The sequence below is a fragment of the Nonomuraea gerenzanensis genome (genome assembly GCF_020215645.1).
In the GTDB taxonomy this organism is placed as follows: domain Bacteria; phylum Actinomycetota; class Actinomycetes; order Streptosporangiales; family Streptosporangiaceae; genus Nonomuraea; species Nonomuraea gerenzanensis.
On the sequence record NZ_CP084058.1, the window covers coordinates 4,708,526 to 4,727,834 of the forward strand.

The window sequence follows — 19,309 nt, forward strand, 5'->3', positions numbered from 1 at the left end:
TCTAGAACTTGCAACACCGATGACGCAAGTTCGAAGTTAAAGGCGACGATGCCGTACCCTGTCGGATGTGACAGAGACGACGCGCGCACTGCGCTCCGACGCCGAGCGCACCGTGCGCACGATCCTGGAGGCGGCCGAGCGCGTCCTCAGCAGGAACCCGGCGGCCAGCATGGAGCAGATCGCCGAGGCGGCCGGGGTGGCGCGGACGACCGTGCACCGGCGCTTCGCCTCGCGCGAGGCGCTGGTGGCCGCGATGACGGCGTGGGCCACCAGGAGGTTCGCCGAGGCCATCGACGCCGCCCGGCCCGACACCGCGCCGCCGCTGGTCGCGCTCTACCAGGCGACCGCGAACGTGCTGCGGGTGAAGATCGACTGGGGTTTCGCGATGAGCCGGGCGCTGTCGGACGACCCGGAGGTGGCCAGGGTGCACGCCGATGTGGAGGAGCGCTGCGAACGGCTGTTCCTGCGGGCTCAGGAGGCCGGCGTGATGCGGGCCGACGTGGACCCGCTCTGGGCCAGGCGGGTCTACTACGCGTTGTGCCACGAGGCGTGCCAGGAGCGCGACGGCGACCCCGAGATCCTGGCCGCCCGCGTGGTGGACACGCTGCTGCGCGGGGTCGGCACGGGTGCCGGTCTGGCCTGAGCTCAGCGCCCGTCCGGGCGGCGGTGCGGGAACGGCCACGGGTTCGGCCGGCAGCGGCCCAGCGACTTCGACTGCTGCACCATGACCGGTGCCGGCCGCCCGGGGCCGGGGCAGTGGCGGTGGTGGTGCCCCAGGCCGTGGCCGACCTCGTGGCTGATCAGGTAGCGGCGGTAGGCGGCCAGGTCGCCGCCGTACTGCGGGACCCCCTCGGCCCAGCGCAGCGCGTTGATGACCGAGCGGCGGCCGTTCCAGCAGGACAGCTCGCCGCCCGTGCGCAGCGGCAGGCACTGGCGGATGGTCAGGCGCGGGCTCGACAGCGCGACCCGCACCCGGACGGGGCCGTGGTCCACCCGCTGGAAACGTCCCCAGCCGCGCACGTCGTTGAGCGTGCGGTGCACCTCGGCGGCGAACTCCGCCGGGTCGAACGGCAGGCCGCGCTCCACCTCGACGAGATAGCGCAGCACCCGCCCGCGCCCCGGCCTGGCGGGCGCGCCCCCGCGCACGACCGCGTAGCGGCCGGAAGCCGAATGCGGGACCCGCACCGGCTTTTTCGCCGGGGCCGGCGGCTTGGGCGGTGGCAGGGTCCGGGGAGGGGGCGGAGGCGGCGCGGCGGGCGGGGCGGGCGGCGTGGTCGGGGCGGACGCGCAACCGGCGGCCACCAGGAGCAGCAGCAGGAGCAACGCGAGCAGCGGCAAGACGGCCTCCCCACATCGTCACGGTGGGGAGGTATCCGATGCTACGTTGCCGCTTGTCCTGCTTAAGGGGCCGGGGTGCCTATAGTCCGATTTACGCGGGCGCGTACGGGGTGATGTCGATCGGAGGGGTCTCACCGAGCGCGAGCGCCGCCGCGATCTCACCGGTGAACGGGCCCGCCGTCAGCCCGTACGCGCTCAGCCCCGTCGCCACCACGACCCGCTCGCTGAGCGACCCGATCAGCGCCCGGCCCGGCGCGTACACCGGCCGCAGCCCCACCCTGGTCTCCGTGACCGTCGCGTTGAACAGCCCCGGCGCCACCCGCAGCCCCGCCTCGATCACCTCGTCCAGCCCGCCCATCGTGATCCGCGGCGAGAACCCCACGTCCTCGACCGTCGCCCCGACCACCACCCGCGAGTCGGGGAACCCCAGCAGGTACGGCCCCATCCGGGGCAGGATGATCGGCCACCACGCGGTGTCCACCCCCTCCATGGTGGCGTGCAGGATCTGGCCGCGCCGGGGGAAGACCGGCAGCTCCACCCCCAGCGGCCGGCACACCTCGCCGGTCCACGCGCCGGCGGCCACGATCACCACGTCCGCCTCCACCGGGACACCCTCGCCGGCCGGCTGCAGCGCCTCCAGGCTCGCGGGCCCGACGGGCGCGGGAGCGGCGTTCAGCGGCGCGGCCTGACGCCACGACGTGTGCCCGCCCTCCTCGGCGGCGGTGGCCACGACCGCGGGGCGCCAGCGGGTGCCGTTCTCGGTGCCCGCCTCGTGTACCAGCACCCGGCCGTCCGCGTCGAGCGCGGCGATGCCCGTACGGACCTCCGCTCCGCGCGACACGGCGGCCCGCAGCAGCGCGTCACGCACCGAGCAGCCGTCGACCCGGGCCGCGCCGGGCACGAGCAGCGCGCTCAGGCCGTCCGACAGCGGCGGGAACAGCTCGGTCGGCGTGTCCACGTCCACGACGTCGCCCATCTCGGGCGCGCCGGCGTGGCGGCGGCGCAGCAGCGCGCGCACCGGCTCCAGGTCCACCGGGTCCTCGGCCACCAGCAGGGCGCCCACCTTGGCGTAGCCGATGTCCTCGCCCAGCTCCTCCACCAGCGCCGGGTAGGCGCGGGCGCCCTCGCGGGTCAGGCGGTACCAGTCGTCGTCCTCCGGATGGTCCACCCACGGGCACACGATGCCCGCGCCCGCCTGGGTCGCCCCGCCCTGGCAGCCGGCGTCCACCACGGTCACCGACGCGCCCCGGCGGCTCAGGTGGTAGGCCGCGCCGGCCCCCACGATGCCGCTCCCGATCACCACTGCACGCATGGTCACAATGATCGCAGCCGGGGTGAGCTGGGCCGACGACCGGATCCGGCACTTGCCACGGGGTATACCGGGTCACGGTCTTCTCGCTGCCTGGCGGCGCGGGGCCGATCATGACTGTCCGGTTCGTGCCCGCGCGGTCTAGTCTCAGCGCATGGACGTCGCGGTCACCAGGATCGAGCTGCCGCGCCCCGTACGGGCGGCCGCCTCCGACGGGTCGACCGTCTGGTGCGCGGCGGACGACGGGGTGCGCGCGTACACGCCGTCAGGCAGGCTCCTCGAACGGGGGGAGGCGGTGCGGCGTTCACCGGCGGCGGGCGGCGGGGCGGTGCCGCGTTCAACGGCGGCGGGCGGCCAGGCGGTGTCGCGTTCACCGGCGGCGGGCGGGGAAGCCGTGCCGGAGTTGCATTCCCTGGCGGCGGTGCCGGGGACGGTGGCCGGCACGGGCGCGGTGCCGGGCACGCTGGCGGAGACCGTGCTGGTGCCCAGGGCGTTCGCGGGGCCGCCGGCGTCCGGCCCGCTCCCGGACGGCACGCTCGCGGGCGCCTCGCGCGACCACGTCCACTGGCTCGGCCCCTCGGGGACGGTGATCGCCGACGCCCCCTTCACCGGCCGCGTCGTCGCGGGCGGCGGCGCGATCTGGGCCGTCGGCGACGGCGTGGCGCGCCGCCTGGCCGGCCCGGGCACCCTCGGCGAGCCGCTGAAACTGCCCGCACTGGACGCGTGCGCCGTGGAGGGCGAGCGGCTGTGGTGGACGTCGCAGCGTGACGACGTGCTGCGCGGCGGCCCCAAGGAGGTGCGGCTCGGCCGGCGCAGCCGCGGCGCCATGACCGTGTGCGCGGGCTCGTTATGGATCAGCGTGACGGGCGGGCTGCTGCGGGTGTCGGCGTGGTCCGGCGAGCCGGGGCGGTTCGTGCGGGCGCCGGAGGGGCCGGTGCGGTTCCTGGTGTGCGCGAACGGGGTGCTGTTGGGTGGCGGGCGTGACGTGTTCGCGCCGGCCAGGGCGGCCGGGGCCGCGCTGCGCGTGATCGAGCTGGGGCTGGACGCGCCGCCCGCGCTGATGATCGCCGCGGGCAGGCACGTCTGGGTCTTCCCTGAGGGGGCGCCGGCCGCCCTCATCGTGACGCCCGGTTAGGGGATCTTGTACTCCTGCGCCGTCCCGCAGTAGCTGATCCCGATCGGCGAGTTGCTGAACCGGCACACCTGCACGACCACCCGGTCGATGCTCAGCAGCCCGTTGCTCAGCTGGAAGGCGAACTTGACCTGCTCGTCGTCCGCCTTGACCGTCTCCGAGTCCACGACGTCGGCACCCCGGTAGCCCCTGATCGTGACCGTGGAGTGCAGGTCGTCGGGGAAGCAGACGGTGGGCAGCGCCTCGTCGGACAGCGAGCCTTCCACGTTCACGACGGGACGGATGACCGGCCCGTCGTACCGTTCGAGCGTGCCCTCCGCGACCCCGCGGCGACACGTGTCACCCGAGTCCGCGGCGAACTTCACGGCCTCGGCGGCCAGGGCGGGCGGGGCGGCCAGCAGGCCGGCGGCGAGCACGGCGGTCATCGTCAAGCCTGTGAGCAGACGCACGACATCACCTTCCGTTGGGTGAGGGGAATCCGATCACCCATCCTGGCCGCCGCCCGCGGCGCTGCCTGTGCCCGTGGTTACACCCGCCCCTGCGCGATCGCCCGGCCCCCGCCTTACGTCGGGTTCCACACGCGTCCCAAGCCCAGACCACTCATGCGCGCCACCCCTCGCTCTCACCTCCCAGCCCTCGGCCCCTGCCCCTGCGTCGAGTTCCATACGAGCGCCAGGAACCTTCGTCCCTCACCGGCTCTCCCCGAGATCACGCACACCCGGGCATACGGCTCCAGTACACCCGTGAACACCGTCACGTCCGGCGCGCTCACCACCGGCTTCGGCCGCAACAACGAGGTGTGGATGCGGCGCAACTCGGCCGACGGATCGACCCCCAGCTCCTCAGCCAGACGCCGGCGCAACCGCTCGTACATGGCCAGCGCCTCAGCCTGCCGCCCACTCCGTTCGAGCACCACGAGCAGCCGCTCCCACAACGACTCCCGCAACGGATGACCCGCGGCCAGAGCGAGCAACTCGGCAACCAGCTCCCCATGACGCCCCTCGGCCAGCCCCAGGTCAGCACGCCGCTCGACGGCACTCAACTGCAGCTCCTGCAGCGACGGCGAGACGGTCGCACGCAACCAGTCCGATTCGATGCCCCCGAACGGCGTACCGCGCCACAACCGCCCGGCCTCCTCCAGCAGCCCCCGCTCCGCCGCCGTCCCACGCACCCGGCCCGCCTCGGCCACCAGCGCCTGGAACCGCAGCACATCCACCCGCCCAGGCGCGACATCCAGCAGGTAACCGTCCGGCGTCGTCCGGATCGCCGCCCGTCCGATCACCCGTCGCAGCCGCGTCACGTACGTCTGCACGCTACGCCGCGCATGAACCGGCAACCGCTCTCCCCACAGCGCCGCCGCCAGCCGCTCCACGGTCACCACATCCCCCGCGAACACGGCCAGCACGGCCAGCAGCGCCCGCAACCTACCGGTCGTCAGCCGGACCGGCACCCCGCCCAGGCGCACCTCCAGCGGCCCCAGTAACGCGATGCTCAGACCTCCTCCATCCATGCGTCCACTGTCGCCGCCGGGACCCGCCCGGACATCCACCGCTCGGCGCGCACCCCGCTACACCCGACGCCGTAGCCCCGGCCCCTGCGGGACCGGCCCGGTGGCGTACGCGGGCAAGCTGGGTGCACCACCGGGGGAGAGGCTGGCCGCTCGGCGCGCTGCCCACGCTGGGGGCCCCGGGCGAAGGCAGCGGCGTCGCCGCGAAGACGGTCTCGACGGCGGCGGCCACCAGATCGTCGAGACTGTCGATGTGGCGGTAGAGACTCGCGGGCGCGGCGTCGAGCGCGGCGGCGACCGCACCGATGGACACCTGCTCGATGCCGAGCCCGACGGCCACCTGGACGATCTTCTCCCGGCTGAGCCTCGGCTGGGGACCCGGACGGGGACCGACCCGGCGGGACCTTCCTGGCAGCGCCAGCCGAGCCTAACGCGCTTCCCGCCCGCCCACGGGCACTCCAGCGGCACCACGAGGAACCCAGCCCTTCAGCGCCGGCCCGCCCGCGTCGCCTCTCCGCCAGAGCGCGTCCAGACTCGCACCCTCAGCCTGCCGCCACCAGGCCGAAGACCGCACGACATCTTCCCTTTCCCTGAGCGGCTCGGCCCGCACGACGACTCAGGCAGGCGTGCCGAGCCGCATACTCTCCCTGACCTGCGGCGACAGGAACGACGACCGCGGCCCGGCCAGCGCCGCGTCCATGCGCTCCGCCTGCCCCAGCGTGAACATGAACATCGCGGCATCCTCCACGTAGTCCATGTAATTCATGAACATGTCGCCGTTGGGCCCGTTGTCGCAGCTCAGCTTGGGAAACGTGGGCCGGCCGCGGTTGTGGCCGCCCTGGTTGGGAGTGTCGTCGACGAAGTCGCTGCCCGAGCAGCCGTCACCGTCGTCCCCCCAGATGTGGCGCAGGTTGAACCAGTGCCCGATCTCGTGGGTGGCGGTCCGGCCGCCGTGGTACGGCGCCTCGGCCGTACCGGTCGTGCCGAACGCGCTGTGCAGGATCACGACCCCGTCGATCTCGGCGGGCCCGCCGGGGAACGTGGCGTACCCGAGCGCGTTGTTCAGCTGGCACACCCACATGTTCAGGTAGCGGTCGGCGGGCCAGGCGTCGGAGCCGCCCCTGTCGCCGTACTTGACGCCGTGGTCCGGCTCGAACGACTCGACGCTGGTCTCCCTGCGTACGACGCCCGAGGTGGGGCTGCCGCCGGGGTCGGTGTCGGCCAGCTTGAACTCCAGCTTCGCGTCCGCCGCCAGTTCCCTCCACACCTCCGGCACCTGGTCCGCGTCGGGGTTGGCCCGCCGGAAGTCCTCGTTGAGCACCTTGAGCTGGCTGTCGATCTGCTCCTGGGAGATGTTCTGCTCCGCGGTGTGGTGCACGACGTGAACCACGACCGGGATCGTCACCACCTCCCTCCGGGCCGCGGCCCTGGCGTTCTTCCTGGCGAACGTCTCGTTCTCGATCGCGGCCAGCGCGATCGCGTACCGCGGGGACGTGGCGATGAGCTGATGGTGGACGGGCATGGTGGCGCAGCGGTCGTTACTGGGCACGGGGGCTCCCCTTCCGTGGCAGCGGGGGCGTGCGCCGGAGGGATCGGGGGACGCCGCACCACCCGCTGGGGATGTTGGCTTTCTGCACCCCTACCCCGTGTGTAGTCGTTCAATCACAGAAAGTGATGAGTTGAACCTCCCGCCACGGTAGGTCCTAGCGTCATACCCGTGACCACCAACCACGACGGCGAGCGTAGGTGGAGCATCGGCGAGCTGGCCAAGGCCACCGGCGTGACCATCCGCACGCTCTACCACTACGAGGAGATCGGCCTGGTCCCGGCGAGCGAGCGCACCACGTCGGGCCACCGCCGTTACACCGAGGCCGACCTGCGGCGACTCTACCGCGTGCGGGCGTTGCGCGGGCTCGGCCTGACCCTGGAGGAGATCGGTCGCGTCCTCGACCGCTCCTCCGACGACCTCACCGCGCTGCGCGCGCTGCTCGGCGCCCAGCTCGCCGAGCTCGACCTCCAGGCCGCCCGCGTCGAGCAGCTCAGAGAACGGATCAGCGGCCTGGTCACCCTGCTGGACCAGGCGGTCATGCCCGACCCCGAACGCGTCATGGCCACGCTCGAGCTGCACTCGGTGTACGAGTCGTACTTCGACCAGGAGCTGCGCGACCACCTGGCCAGGCGCCGGGCGGAGCTCGGCCAGGTCCGCATGGACGACTACCGCACCGAGTGGCTCACCCTGCTGCGCGAGGCCCGCCGCCTCATGCTCGCCGGCACCCCCGTAGACGACCCCCAGGTGCAGGAGGTGACCACCCGCTGGGAGGCCATGGCGACCGGCCTCCAGGTAGCCGACCAGGAGGTGAACGAGCAGCTCAAGGACGCCGGCATGGCGCTGTGGCGCCGCGCGGGCACCCAGCTCAGCGCCGAGCTCAGCCGCCAGATCGACTGGCTGGAGGCCGACGACCTGCCCGCCCTCCTGGACTACTTCCGACGCGCCAGACAGGCCCGCCCGGACGACTGACCGCACCCACCCCGCACGCCCATCCACCATCAGGCAAGGAAATCCACGTGAGCATGCCCTACCCCGCCGCGCCCGTGCGGCCGGAGCGCAACGAGATCGGTGGGCTGGTGTTCGACGACCCGTACCAGTGGCTGGAGGACGACGACGGCGACGGCGTGGCCGCCTGGCAACGCGCCCAGGACGAGCTGGCCCGCTCCCGCGTACACGCCTGGCCGCACTACGACCGCCTGGCCGCCCGCGTCGGCGAGCTGGTCGAGCAGATGGACGCACGCAACCTCGTGGTGCCGGTCTGGCACGGGCCACGGTGGTTCCGCGGGCGCATCCCCGACGGCCGCGATCTCATGGTGCTGGAGGTCGCCGACGACGTCACCGGCCCCTGGCGCACGGTGATCGACCTCAACGATTCGTCCACCGGCGGCACCCCGCTGCGCATCAGCCCACAGCCGTCGCCTGACGGGCGGCTGCTGGCCTACACACTCGACGCGTCCGGCCTGGAGCTGCCCGAGCTGAAGGTGATCGAGATCGACACGGGCAAGGTGCTGCTGGACGGCGTCCCCCAACAGCGCCCCGGCCTGGTGACCTGGCTCCCCGACAGCACCGCCTTCTTCTACATGGCCACCGCAACCCCGATCCACCCAGCCGCCCCACCCTCCGTCCACACGTCCGGACCGGGCCGAACACCCGGGCCGGCCTCCGCGTCCGGAACAAGCTCCAGCGAGGCGGCGGCTCGGCTACCGCTGCGCTGGCGGCTGTTCTTCCACCGCATCGGACAGCCCCCTCCCACAGAGCCCGAGCCCCTCGACATCCCCCACATGTACGCCATCCCCAAGATCTCCCGCGACGGACGATGGGCCATCATCCAGGTGGACCACCTCCGCCCCCGACCACACTTCCTCGCCCGCCTCGACGAGCACCCGGGCCCGGGCACAGACAAACCGTCCTGGCACTGGCGAGAGTTCATCACCGACCCCGAACACCTCTACAAGGGCGTCCTCACCGGCGACTCCTACGTGGCCGTCACCACGGCCGGCGCCGCACGCGGCCGACTGGTCCGCATCCCCCTGGACACCCCCGGCGACCCGGACACCTGGATCGAGCTGATCCCCGGCGGCGACGCCGTGCTCACCGGCGTCACCCAGGCAGGCGACCGGCTGGTGCTCGGCGAGCTGGTCGACACCGTCTCCCGCATCCGCGTTCTCGGCCTCGACGGCGAGGAGTTCGCCCAGGTGCCGCTCCCCGGCCCCGGCTCGGTCAGCTCCGTCGCCCAGGGCGTCATCGCCCTAGGCGTGATGGACCAGGTCATCGCCTGCGAGGACGCCATCACCTTCGCCTACACCTCCTACACCCAGTCCCCGACGGTCTACCACTACGCCCTCGGCACCGGCGTGCTGACCAAGCTCCAAGGCGCGGACCACACCCTGCCCGGCCTGGCCACCACCCGCATCTGGGCCACATCGGCCGACGGCACCCCCGTGCCCTGCACCCTGGTGCACCGCGCCGACCTCGACCGCTCCCGCCCCCAGCCCACGCTCATCCACGCCTACGGCGGCTTCAACGTCGCCGAGCCAGCCTCCTACCTCGGCCCGCTGGCGGCGTTCGTCGAGGCGGGCGGCGTGTACGCGCACGCCCACGTGCGCGGCGGCGGCGAGTTCGGGCTGCAGTGGTGGGAGGCAGGCCGGCTGCACGCCAAACAGAACAGCTTCGACGACCTGTACGCCATCGCCGAGCAGCTCATCGCCGACGGCACCACCACACCCGACCGCCTGGCCCTCCAGGGCGCCTCCAACGGCGGCCTGCTCGCCGGCGTGGCGGCCACCCAGCGCCCCGACCTGTGGCGGGCGGTGGTGTGCAGCGCGCCCAAGCTGGATCTGATGCGCGTCGCCCGCGACCCGGTAGGCGCGGCGGCGACCCTGCCCGAGTACGGCAACCCCAACGACCCCGCCGACGCCCCCGTCCTCATGTCCTACTCGCCCTACCACCACGTCCGGCCCGGCACCCCCTACCCGGCCATCCTCCTGGACGCGGGCGCCAACGACCCCCGCTGCCCCGCCTGGCACTCCCGCAAGTTCGCCGCCCGCACCCAGGCCGCCACGACCTCCTTACTCCCGGTGCTGCTGCGGGTGTGGCCGGGGGTGGGGCACGGCGGGGCGAGCTGGAGCACGGTGGTCGAGCAGCAGGCGTTCTGGCTGGCGTTCGTCATGCGGGAGCTGGACCTCGCTCCCGTCATGGACTGATCTGGCGTGCTGGTCGGCATTCCTGGAGGCGCGATGGGGCATGGCATGGTGCGGGCGTGGCACGGTGCGGGCGTGGCGGGCGTGGCACGGTGCGGGCGCGGGGGAGTGCCGTCGCGTGCTTCGGCTGGCTCCTCTTGTCGGCTGGCTCCGTTAACCGGCTGGCTCCGTTTACCGGCTGGCTTCGTGTGCTTGCTGGCCTCGCGCTCCGGCTGACGGTCCGCTCGCGCCGGACCTTGCGACCTCGCCGCTTGCGATGCTTTACCGTACGGCCGTGGGCGCCGAGCAGACGGGCGGCGTCCCCCCGGACCTTGACGAGATCGCGAAGGAAACGCCGAGTGAATCATCAGTGCATGCGCCCCGACTCCACCAGCCACACACCGTGGCAGTGCCCCGACTGCGGCGCCTTATGGGAGCCGCTCCCGCCAGGCGCTGTGGCCCCGCCGCCCGAGCCGGCGAGGCCCAGTATGAGCAGGAACGCTCTTGTGGTCGTGCTGTCCATCGCCGCTGGAGTGGTGTGCGTGGGTGCGGCGATGATCTCGGTGGATGCGCTGACCATCGCGATGTGCGCCGTGATTCTGGTCGCGCTGATCTGCGCCTACCGGCTCAACAACCGGGCGTGAGGACGGGGCGCGGTCCCCGCGGCTGAGTACGGCCTACTCATGCCCGTGGCCCTGCGCCCGCCGTATCACTTAAGGACCCAAGTCAGAAGGGGTTCTCATGAGTGACCTTTCACCATTCGTCAGCAGACGGGCGAAGCGCACTACGCGGCTCCTCGCAGTCGCGGCCACCACCGGTGCCGTCGCGTGGGGCGCTCCCGCGCTCAACGCCACAGCACACGCCTCGGCGCAGGTAACGGCTCAGAGCGCGGCCCAGGGGCCGGTGCGGAATGCGGTTCACGTCTCGGCTGGGGGCGTGGCTCAAGGCGTGGCCCAAGGCGTGGCGCAGGGCGTGGCCCAAGGCGTGGCGCAGGGAGCGGTTGGCGTTTCGGCGCAGGGCGGGATCGGGTGTGATGTCGCGGCGGCGTACTACGATAAGGCTCCGCAGAGCGGCAACATCGCCATGGTGCGGCAGGCGGTGCTCTGCCTCATCGACGCCGAACGCGCCAGGGCCGGGCTCCGTCCGCTCACCCGCAACAGCGCGCTCGACACGGCGGCGCAGTCGCACGCCGACGCGGCGGCGCGGCTGAAATGGTGGCGGCCCGGCGCGAACTCGCACACCAACCCGCAGACCGGCTCCACCCCTGGCAGCCGCATCACGGCCGCCGGCTACTGCCCGAACCCGCTGTCGTGGGCCTACGCGGAGACCACGTACACCGGGTGGGGCGGATCCGGCACCCCGCGGGCCGCGGTGCACTGGTGGGTGAACGTGAGCACGTTCGGGCACCGCCAGATCGTGCTGAGCCCGACCATGAAGGACGTCGGTGCCGGTGCGGCGGCGGGAGCGGCGGACCCGGCTGGTGCGGGGGCGAGCGGCGGAGGCACCTTCGTAGTCGACTTCGGACGTTGCCAGCGATAGCACCGGATCCGCAGGGCGCGCGCGGGAAACGGTGCCAGGCGAGAACGCGGGCGCATGCGGTGGCGGCGGGCCTTCCTGCCTTCGGTGAGGCGGCAGTGCCCCGGGGTGAGGGCCGGGCGGGGGTTCGTTCAGGGCGAGGCCGGGCGACGTGGCCTTGCCTCGGGGTGAGGGTCGGTGAGGCGGTCTCGTTCCGGGGTGGAGGCCGGCGAGGCGGTCTCGTTTCGGGGTGGAGGCCGGCGAGACGGCCTCGTTTCGGGGTGAGGGCCGGCGAAGGGGCCTCGCTTCGGTTGAGGGTCGGGCGGGGTGGGCAGCCCCGTCCCGGCGTGAGGGCCGGGCGGGGCTGCTGGGAGGGTGCGCGGTCAGTTGGAGGTCAGCGGACGGTCACCTGGGAGGCCGTGGTCCCGCCGCCCGGGGCCTGCCATCCCGCCACCACCACCGGACGCGAGCCCAGAGCGCGGGTCAAGGGGACGGTGACGGTTGTGGTGCCCTTGGTGGAGATCGTGACGACGCGGGTGCCCGCAGTGCCCTGATCATCACGTACGAACAGATGCGCCTCGCCCCGTGACGTGCTTCGGAGGGTGACCTTCACCGCGTCGCGGGTGGGGGAGGGTGAGGCTGCGATGGCGCGGCCCGTTCGGGAGGCTGGGGCTGCGGGGCCGGAGGGCGGGACGTTCACGCGTACGGACTGTTCGAGGGACTGCGGTGAGTCCAGGCTCGACAGGGCGGTGTCCGGGATGATCGGGTTCGGTGGGGTGGTCGGGCGGTCGGGCGGGGGCTGGTAGCCGGGGACGGTGGCGACGCCCCAGCGGTACGGGTCGCCCTGGACGCCGCCCCACGTCGACCAGCCGATGCGGGTCTGGCCGGTTCTGTCCTGGGTGTCGGAGTCGTAGACCAGGATGTTGAGGCCGAGGTGTGCGGGGTCGATGGCGCCGGGCAGGATCTCCATCGGGATGGACATCTCCACCGTGTACTGGCCGGCGGACACCTTCGAGGCCACGCGCATGCCCGGGGCCGTCTGCTCGCCCGGGCCCTGGCGGTTGTCGGCGTCGCGCAGGTGGCACGGCGGGCCCTCGGCGGTCACGGGCAGGACTGCGGTCTTGAAGGTGGTGGAGGTGTTCTCGGAGGTGCCTCGGGGGTCGAGAGTGACCTCCACCGCGTCCGTACGCCAGTGCCGCTTGCAGTCGGAGGCGGCCAGCCGCGTGCCGAGCACGTCGTCCTGGACGTGCACCAGGACGTAGAGGGTGTCCTCACGCCAGGTCAGCTTCGCCGTGCCGGAGCAGTCGGCCGCCGAGGAGCAGCCGGTGCCCTCCCAGAGGCGGGAGATGTTCAGGGCGGGGCCGCCGTACTCGCCGTCGGTCTCGGCGCCGTCCACGGTGGGGGTGGCGGACGCCTGCGGCACGGAGGTGGCGGGCACCAGCTCCAGGGCCGGGCGGGTGATGGTGGCGCCGTCCTCGCCGGTGGTGGTGATGGTGTAGGCGTAGTCGCCGCCCTCGTTGGAGGTCTTGAGGGTGGGGTCGGAGTTGGTGACGGTGAACGGGAGCGTGGTCGTCGCTCCTGCCGCCAGGCCGGTGTACGACGCCTCGGTGCGGTCGGCTGTGAAGCCCGGTGGGAGGGTCACCTGTACGGTGCCGGAGGCCGGGGTGTCGCTGACGTTCGTGACCAGGACGCCGACCTGCCTGGTGCCGGCCGAGGGGAGGGCGAGCACAGGGGGGACCAGGCCTCTGAGCTGTGGCACGCCTACCTCGCCGGTCCACTGCTCGTACTGGGCCACCTGGGGGAGTGGTTGTTGTGCGGCGCGGACGGAGCGGACCACCTCGACCTGCCGGTCGGTGTAGCCGCCGCCCCGTTCGGTGGTGAGGGTGGCCGCGATGCGGGCCCGGCCGAGCGTGGCCTGCGACGGTGGTGTGACCGTGAACGAGGCCGAGCCGGTGCGTCCGGCGGCCAGTCTGCCGAGGGAGGCGGATGGGGCTGTGCCGGTGGGGCTCGCCGGGGTGCTGGACTCCGGGGCGGCCGGGCTGGGGGTGCTGGATCGGCTGTCGGTCGGCGCAGAAGCGTCCGTCCGGGTGGTGCCGGTGGGGGTCGCGGGGCTGACCTGCCAGCCCTCAGGGACGCGTAGCGCGACCGAGGAGCGGCCGAGGGGCTCGCGGGCCGGCGCCTTCACCGTGACCTCGACCGTGTAGGGGGTGCCGGGGCGGACGTCGAACGTGCTGGTGTGCAGGGAGAGCTGGGTGCCCAGCGGGGCTGTGCCGTTCGGCCTGGTCAGGGCGCCGTCGAGGACGGACGTGGGCGCCGCCGCGGCTGGGCTGCCCGGCTCGGGGAACGGGACCCGGGCGTCCACCTGCGTGAAGAAGTCGCAGCCGAGCTGGGCGGGGTCGGTCGGTACGTCGGGGAAGCCGGCCCACCCCTGGGAGGCGTACGTGCGCTGCGCCTCCCGCTCCACGGCCGCCCACGACTTGCCCCGGCTCGGGGAGGGGCGCCCGCTCCACACGCCGAACACGTTCTGTGCCGCGTTCGCGGGGCGGAAGGTCGAGGCGCAGTCGGGGCCGGTGCGCGAGGTGCCGCGCGCGCCGCCGGTGAGCAGGCGAGCCGGGGCGAACGGACGCAGGCCCTCCCGGCTGAGCTGGTGCGGGAACGCCTTCGGATCGGCCGCCGCGTAGAACGCCTCGATGGCCAGCCGGGCGGCCTCCTGGTGGTTGCCGTGGTTGCCCGGGGTGGGGGCCGGGTCCATGGTGAGCAGGATCTCGGGCCGTGTCATGCGGACGAGCCGGACCACCTTCTCCAGGGTGTCGCCGCCCCACACCTGGTCGGTGAGCGGGGCGCTGACCGTGTAGTAGAAGTCGACGTCGTCGAGGTTGAACACCTCGGTCACGCCCGCCTTCCCGACCGCTGAACGTTCCTCGGCCTCGCGCAGCAGCCCGAGCGCCGGGCCCTCCTCCGGGCCGACGGCGTTGCCGCCGCCCTCGCCTCTGGTGACGGTGACGACGCCGGTGCGGACGTCGTGGTCCTCGTTCCACTGGCCGAGCGTGGACAGGGTGAACGCCTCGTCGTCGGGGTGGGCGCCGATGAACAGCGCGTCGAGATCGACGGGAGACGCGGCGCCGGCCCCGGTGCCGGTGCCGGTGCCGGGGCGAAGGCTGGCCCCGGCGGAGGTCTCAGCGCCGAAGCGAAGACCGGTGCCAGCGCCGGTCTCGGTGGTGGTCCCGGTTGGGGTCTCGGTGGTGGTCTCGGTGGTGGTGGTTCCGGTGGTGGTCTGCGCGGTGGTGGCCGTGGCGGGGGTCGCGGGTGCGAGGGCGACCCCGGCCCCGACGAGCGCGACCGCCGCCGCCAGCACCACCGCCCCCGGCCGGGCGCGAGTGCGGGCGCGGGTGCGGGTGCGCGGCTGGGGTGCGGGTCCGGTGAGAGTGCTGATGTGCATCGGAACCTCCCGGGTTACTCGCGGACCGCCCCCTGGAGCAGCCCGCGGACGAAGTGGCGCTGGAGGAACAGGTAGAAGATCACGACAGGCGTGGCCACGATGACCGAGCCGGCCGCCAGCAGAGTGAAGCCGGAGGTGTACTGCCCCTGGAAGAAGGCCAGTCCCAGCGGCGCCGTACGCAGCGACTCGCTGGTCACCATGATCAGCGGGATGAGGAACTCGTTCCACGTCCACATGAACACGAGCACGGTCAGCGTGACGACGGCGGGCCGCGCCGCGGGCAGCAGGACCTGCCACAGGATGCGCCAGCTCGACGCGCCGTCGATGCGGGCCGCCTCGACGATCGCCCGGTTGGCGGCCAGGAAGTACGCCCGCATCCAGAACGTGCCGAACGCCACCGACAGCGCCACCTGCGGCAGCGTTATCGACCAGAACGTGTCGATCAGCCCCAGCGAGCGCAGGTCGAAGTAGAGCGGCACCGCCACGGCCTCGCTCGGCATCATGATCCCGAGCATGAACAGGTAGAACAGCAGCGACCGGCCGCGGAAGCGCATCGTGCCGAACGCGTACCCGCTCATGATGGACAGCACGACGCTGACGACCACGACGAACACCGACACGGCCAGGCTGGTGCGCAGGTAGGAGCCGAACCGGCCGATCTCCCAGGCGGCGGCGAAGTTCGCCAGGCCGGCGGTGCCGCCGCTGTCGGCCGGGCCGAGTGCCGCCGAGAGGATCACCACGATGGGGTAGAGGGCGAAGGCGGCGAACACCGACAGGATGACGTAGTTCGCCAGCCGCTCCCCGCGCGAGATCATGCGGCCCTCCCCGGGGTGTGGTGCGCGTTCGCCTCGGACATGCGGCGCGGGTTCACGAGATCCTCCTGTCCGCGAAGCGGTTGATCCCGAACGAGATCACGAAGATCACCACGGTCAGCGTGACCCCGATGGCCGCCGCCGACCCGACCTCCCCGAGCCCGAAGGCCCGGTGATACACCTCGTACGACGGCACCGAGGTGGACTCGCCCGGCCCCCCGCGCGTGGTGACGTACACCAGGTCGAACGTGCGCAACGCGGCGATCACCGTCAGCGTCACCGCCACCGCGATCTCCGCCCGCACCGAGGGCAGCGTGACCGCGAAGAACTCCCGCACCGCCCCGGCCCCGTCGAGCCGCGCGGCCTCGTACAACGACGTCGGGATGCGGCTCATCCCGGCCAGCAGCAGCACCGTCACCAGCCCCGTCTCGAACCACGTGCCCACCACCCCCACCGCCGGCAGCGCGAAGGTGTAGTCGCCCAGCCAGCCGCGCGTCAGCGAGTCCAGCCCGAGCGCGCCGAGCAGCGTGTTGAGCGAGCCGTCGGGGGCGTAGACGCGCCGCCACGCGACCGCCACCACGACCATGGCGATCACCTGCGGCAGGAACACGACGGTGCGGAAGAAGCCGAGCCCGCGCACCTTGGCGTGGTTGAGTATCGCGGCCAGCGCCAGCCCGATGACCAGCGGCCCGGCGGCGTAGAACAGGATGAGGACCAGGGCGTGCGCGAAGGCCGCCCGCAGGCCCTCGTCCGCGACGATGGCCAGGTAGTTGTCCAGCCCGGCCCAGGTGCCCAGCGACAGGCCGTCCCAGTCGTACAGGGAGATCTGCACGGCGCGCCCGATCGGGTACAGCAGGAACACCGCGTAGACGGCGAAAGCGGGCAGCAGGTAGAGGTAGGCGACGCGACGGGGCTCACCGGGGGGTGCCGCCATGCTCAGTTGCTCTCGGCGAAGGTCTTGTAGTCCTTCTCCAGGGTGGCGAGGAACTCCTGCGGCGCCGCCTTCTTGGCGAGCAGGTCCTGCAGGGCCGCGCCGAGGGTGTCGGCGAAGGTGGGGGTGGCGTAGTCGAGGTAGGGGACCAGCCCGTCCATGCTCGTCACCGTCCCGAACGCGGTGAAGACGTCCTGTTGCGGCCCCGGCGTCACCGTCTGCGCCGAGGTGTCGGCGACCGGCAGGTTGCCGGTCTCGGTGAGCACCTTCATCGCCTCCGCGTCGGTGATGAAGTCGATGTACGCCGCCGCCGCGTCGGGGTGCGGGCTCTTGGCCGTGATGGCGAACGGCAGGCCCGTCCCCCCGGTCGCGACCGGCGCCGCGTCCGCCGTGGCGCCGGGCGGCAGCATGAACCCGAGGTTCGCGCCGAGGGACTTCTGCAGGTCGGCCAGCAGCCAGGTGCCCGCGATCAGGAAGACGCCCTGGCCCTTGCCGAACGCCTGCCAGGCCGCGTCGTACCCCTGGCCGTTGAAGCCCTTGGCGAAGTAGCCCTTGTCGACCCAGCTCACGAGCTGCTCGGCGGCCTTGACGTTCTCCGGCGTGGTCCAGGAGGCGCCCTTGCGGCCGAAGGCGAGCGTGCCGATCTGGTCGGGCGGCACGGTGCGGCCCTGCACGGTGCCGAACACGTGCACGGCCGGCCACTTGTCGAGGTTGCCGAACTGCAGGGGGATCTCGCCCGCCGCCTCGGCCTTGCCGAGGGCCGACTCGAACTCGGCCCACGTCTTCGGCGGCTGCACACCCAGCTCCTTCAGCTTGGCGGCGTTGTAGAAGAGGCCGACGACCTCGCCGACCTGCGGCAGGCCGTACAGGTTGCCCTCGCCGAAGAGCTTGCCGTCGGCGCTGTAGCGCGAGTACCGCAGCACCGACTCCGGGTAGCGCTCCTTCCAGCCGTACGCCTCGGCGTAGGCGTCCAGCGGGCGCAACTGGCCCGCCTTGACGAACGCCCCCATGGCGGAGCGGCCGTTGTTGGCCTCCACCACGTCGGGCGGCTCGTTGCCGCTCAGTGCCAGGCGCAGCGTGGTGTTCAGGTCGTCGAAGGAGCGGGAGACCCGGTTCAGCTTGATGTTGGGGTACTTGGCCTGGAAGGCGGAGTTCAGCTTCTCCATCTGGGCGGCCTGGCCGCCGCGGACCTCCTGGTCCCAGACGGTCAGCGTGACGTCGCCCAGCGCGGCGGCGTCGGTGCGGACGGCCGTGGCGGTCGCCTGCGGGGAGGCCGGGGGAGGGGCCGAGGAGCCGGGCGCGCACGCGGCCAGGGCGCTCACGGCGAGCAGGGCGGCCAGCACTCTGGCGGGGTTGCGAGCGGTCAGGGGGAGCGTCCTGGTGGTACGCGGCTGTCGCTGCTGGGAGGTCAACGGTCTACTCCTCGTCGGCGGGGTGGGTCACGCTCTGCTCGGCCCGCTTCCCGGGGACGGGCGGCACCATGCCGACGTCGGCGTACCGGGCGATGGTGGCGGCGGCGCGGCGGACGGCGCCGACCGGGACCGACGGCACCAGCCGGTCGAGGAAGGCGTAGCGGCGGGCCAGCGCGCTGCCGTAGGCGCCGCTGTGGTCGGCGGCCGCCCGCACCTCGTGCCACCAGTCGGCGATGTCGCCCCACCCGGGCGCGGCCAGCGAGCCGCCGAACTGCTGCACCGCCAGCGCCGCGCACACCCCGGCGAACGCCAGCCGGTCGGTCAGCGGCCAGTGGCACAGCGTGCCGAGCACGATGCCGGCGCCGAACACGTCGCCCGCGCCCGTGGGGTCGAGCGCCGTCACCCGCGGCGCGGGCACGAACGCCTCCTCGCCCGTCGTCGAGTCGATCGCCATCGCGCCGTTGGCCCCGTCGGTCACCACGGCCAGCGGCACCTTGTCGGCGATCGCGTACAGCGCGTCGCGCGGCGTCTCCGTGCCGGTGTAGGCCATCGCCTCGGTCGCGTTCGGCATGAAGGCGTGGCAGACGTCGAGCTGGTCGAGCACCGAGCGCGACCAGACGCCCGACGGGTCCCAGCCCACGTCGGCGAAGACCAGCGAGCCCGCGCGGCGCGCCAGCTCCGCCCAGTTGCACGCGCTGCCGGTCTCGCCCAGCGGCTCCTCGGCCGACAGGCTCACGATCACCGCGCGGGAGCGCGGCGGGGAGCCGATCATCTGCGCGGTCGGCATGGGCGGGGGATGGCCGTGCGTGACCATGCTGCGGTCGCGGTCGACCGCCATGGAGACCGTCACCGGCGAGTGCCAGTGCTCGAACCGCCTGGACCTGGACAGGTCCACCGCCTCCTGCTGCTCCAGCGTGCGCCAGCAGAAGTCGCCGTAGTCGTCGTCGCCGAACGCCGCCGCCAGGGACGTGCGCAGCCCCAGCCGGCTGGTCGCGATGGCCAGGTTGGCGATGCCGCCCGGGCAGGAGCCCATGCCCTCGGCCCAGATCTCCGTGCCGGCGGCGGGCATCGCGGGCAGGCCGGTGAAGATGATGTCCAGGAAGACAGTCCCGGCCAGGAAGACGTCGAACTGCGGACCCTCCGGGGTGCGCTCGCCGGCGAGAGGGTCGTACGCCTGGACAGACAC

16 protein-coding genes are annotated in these 19,309 nt (G+C 72.9%); 6 read left to right on the forward strand and 10 right to left on the reverse strand.

Annotation, left to right across the window (positions count from 1 at the left end; translation table 11 throughout):
- Positions 1-67: 67 nt before the first annotated feature.
- On the forward strand, positions 68-643 hold the full coding sequence (locus tag LCN96_RS22180; protein ID WP_225274783.1) for a TetR/AcrR family transcriptional regulator: 576 nt from the start codon (positions 68-70) through the stop codon (positions 641-643).
- Between the two features lie 2 nt (positions 644-645).
- Here the strand turns inward: LCN96_RS22180 and LCN96_RS22185 are convergent, their stop codons facing one another.
- Positions 646-1,338, reverse strand: coding sequence for a DUF3152 domain-containing protein (locus tag LCN96_RS22185; protein WP_225274784.1), 693 nt, complete (start codon positions 1,336-1,338; stop codon positions 646-648).
- A 91-nt stretch (positions 1,339-1,429) separates the two neighbouring features.
- The gene (locus LCN96_RS22190; RefSeq protein ID WP_225274785.1) at positions 1,430-2,650 is read right to left on the reverse strand and encodes an NAD(P)/FAD-dependent oxidoreductase; all 1,221 of its coding nucleotides are present in this window, start codon (positions 2,648-2,650) and stop codon (positions 1,430-1,432) included.
- 151 nt (positions 2,651-2,801) lie between these two features.
- Here LCN96_RS22190 and LCN96_RS22195 point away from each other — a divergent pair, with 151 nt between their 5' ends.
- Positions 2,802-3,782: a hypothetical protein gene (locus LCN96_RS22195; protein ID WP_225274786.1), complete on the forward strand. Its 981-nt coding sequence runs from the start codon at positions 2,802-2,804 to the stop codon at positions 3,780-3,782.
- Here LCN96_RS22195 and LCN96_RS22200 read toward each other — a convergent pair.
- From LCN96_RS22200 to LCN96_RS22210, 3 genes are all read right to left on the reverse strand, one after another.
- Positions 3,779-4,228: a hypothetical protein gene (locus LCN96_RS22200; RefSeq protein ID WP_225274787.1), complete on the reverse strand. Its 450-nt coding sequence runs from the start codon at positions 4,226-4,228 to the stop codon at positions 3,779-3,781. The two genes, LCN96_RS22195 and LCN96_RS22200, sit on opposite strands and share 4 nt — an antisense overlap.
- A gap of 173 nt (positions 4,229-4,401) precedes the next feature.
- Positions 4,402-5,289 (reverse strand): AfsR/SARP family transcriptional regulator, encoded by an 888-nt coding sequence (locus LCN96_RS22205; RefSeq protein WP_225274788.1) that lies wholly within the window; start codon positions 5,287-5,289, stop codon positions 4,402-4,404.
- Between the two features lie 613 nt (positions 5,290-5,902).
- On the reverse strand, positions 5,903-6,835 hold the full coding sequence (locus LCN96_RS22210; RefSeq protein WP_225274789.1) for a zinc metalloprotease: 933 nt from the start codon (positions 6,833-6,835) through the stop codon (positions 5,903-5,905).
- 168 nt (positions 6,836-7,003) lie between these two features.
- Here LCN96_RS22210 and LCN96_RS22215 point away from each other — a divergent pair, with 168 nt between their 5' ends.
- The 4 genes from LCN96_RS22215 to LCN96_RS22230 all read left to right on the forward strand — a co-directional run bounded on the left by LCN96_RS22215 (position 7,004) and on the right by LCN96_RS22230 (position 11,553).
- The gene (locus LCN96_RS22215) at positions 7,004-7,804 is read left to right on the forward strand and encodes a MerR family transcriptional regulator (RefSeq protein WP_225274790.1); all 801 of its coding nucleotides are present in this window, start codon (positions 7,004-7,006) and stop codon (positions 7,802-7,804) included.
- Positions 7,805-7,857: 53 nt separating this feature from the next.
- A complete protein-coding gene (locus LCN96_RS22220; RefSeq protein ID WP_225276031.1) occupies positions 7,858-10,038 on the forward strand; it encodes a prolyl oligopeptidase family serine peptidase in 2,181 nt (726 codons plus the stop codon).
- Between the two features lie 482 nt (positions 10,039-10,520).
- Entirely contained in the window at positions 10,521-10,658 is a 138-nt protein-coding gene (locus LCN96_RS22225; protein ID WP_225274791.1) for a hypothetical protein, read from the forward strand.
- A 292-nt stretch (positions 10,659-10,950) separates the two neighbouring features.
- Positions 10,951-11,553, forward strand: coding sequence for a CAP domain-containing protein (locus tag LCN96_RS22230; protein ID WP_225274792.1), 603 nt, complete (start codon positions 10,951-10,953; stop codon positions 11,551-11,553).
- A gap of 370 nt (positions 11,554-11,923) precedes the next feature.
- Here LCN96_RS22230 and LCN96_RS56615 read toward each other — a convergent pair whose 3' ends face one another.
- Genes LCN96_RS56615 through LCN96_RS22260 form a run of 5 tightly spaced genes read right to left on the reverse strand, consistent with a single transcriptional unit; the run spans position 11,924 to position 19,309 of the window.
- Positions 11,924-14,968, reverse strand: a complete 3,045-nt coding sequence (locus LCN96_RS56615; protein ID WP_263657504.1) for a sugar-binding protein — start codon at positions 14,966-14,968, stop codon at positions 11,924-11,926.
- A 14-nt stretch (positions 14,969-14,982) separates the two neighbouring features.
- Positions 14,983-15,783: a carbohydrate ABC transporter permease gene (locus LCN96_RS22245; RefSeq protein WP_225274793.1), complete on the reverse strand. Its 801-nt coding sequence runs from the start codon at positions 15,781-15,783 to the stop codon at positions 14,983-14,985.
- A 52-nt stretch (positions 15,784-15,835) separates the two neighbouring features.
- Positions 15,836-16,714: a carbohydrate ABC transporter permease gene (locus tag LCN96_RS22250; protein WP_225274794.1), complete on the reverse strand. Its 879-nt coding sequence runs from the start codon at positions 16,712-16,714 to the stop codon at positions 15,836-15,838.
- A gap of 2 nt (positions 16,715-16,716) precedes the next feature.
- On the reverse strand, positions 16,717-18,123 hold the full coding sequence (locus LCN96_RS22255) for an extracellular solute-binding protein (RefSeq protein WP_225274795.1): 1,407 nt from the start codon (positions 18,121-18,123) through the stop codon (positions 16,717-16,719).
- A gap of 4 nt (positions 18,124-18,127) precedes the next feature.
- Positions 18,128-19,309, reverse strand: coding sequence for a carbohydrate kinase family protein (locus LCN96_RS22260; protein WP_225274796.1), 1,182 nt, complete (start codon positions 19,307-19,309; stop codon positions 18,128-18,130).

Coding starts and splice junctions, on each gene's coding strand:
- LCN96_RS22245 (WP_225274793.1), bottom strand. CDS start 15,783: ATGATCTCGCGCGGGGAGCGGCTGGCGAACTACGTCATCCTGTCGGTG.
- LCN96_RS56615 (WP_263657504.1), bottom strand. CDS start 14,968: ATGCACATCAGCACTCTCACCGGACCCGCACCCCAGCCGCGCACCCGC.
- LCN96_RS22250 (WP_225274794.1), bottom strand. CDS start 16,714: ATGGCGGCACCCCCCGGTGAGCCCCGTCGCGTCGCCTACCTCTACCTG.
- LCN96_RS22190 (WP_225274785.1), bottom strand. CDS start 2,650: ATGCGTGCAGTGGTGATCGGGAGCGGCATCGTGGGGGCCGGCGCGGCC.
- LCN96_RS22205 (WP_225274788.1), bottom strand. CDS start 5,289: ATGGATGGAGGAGGTCTGAGCATCGCGTTACTGGGGCCGCTGGAGGTG.
- LCN96_RS22220 (WP_225276031.1), top strand. CDS start 7,858: ATGCCCTACCCCGCCGCGCCCGTGCGGCCGGAGCGCAACGAGATCGGT.
- LCN96_RS22195 (WP_225274786.1), top strand. CDS start 2,802: ATGGACGTCGCGGTCACCAGGATCGAGCTGCCGCGCCCCGTACGGGCG.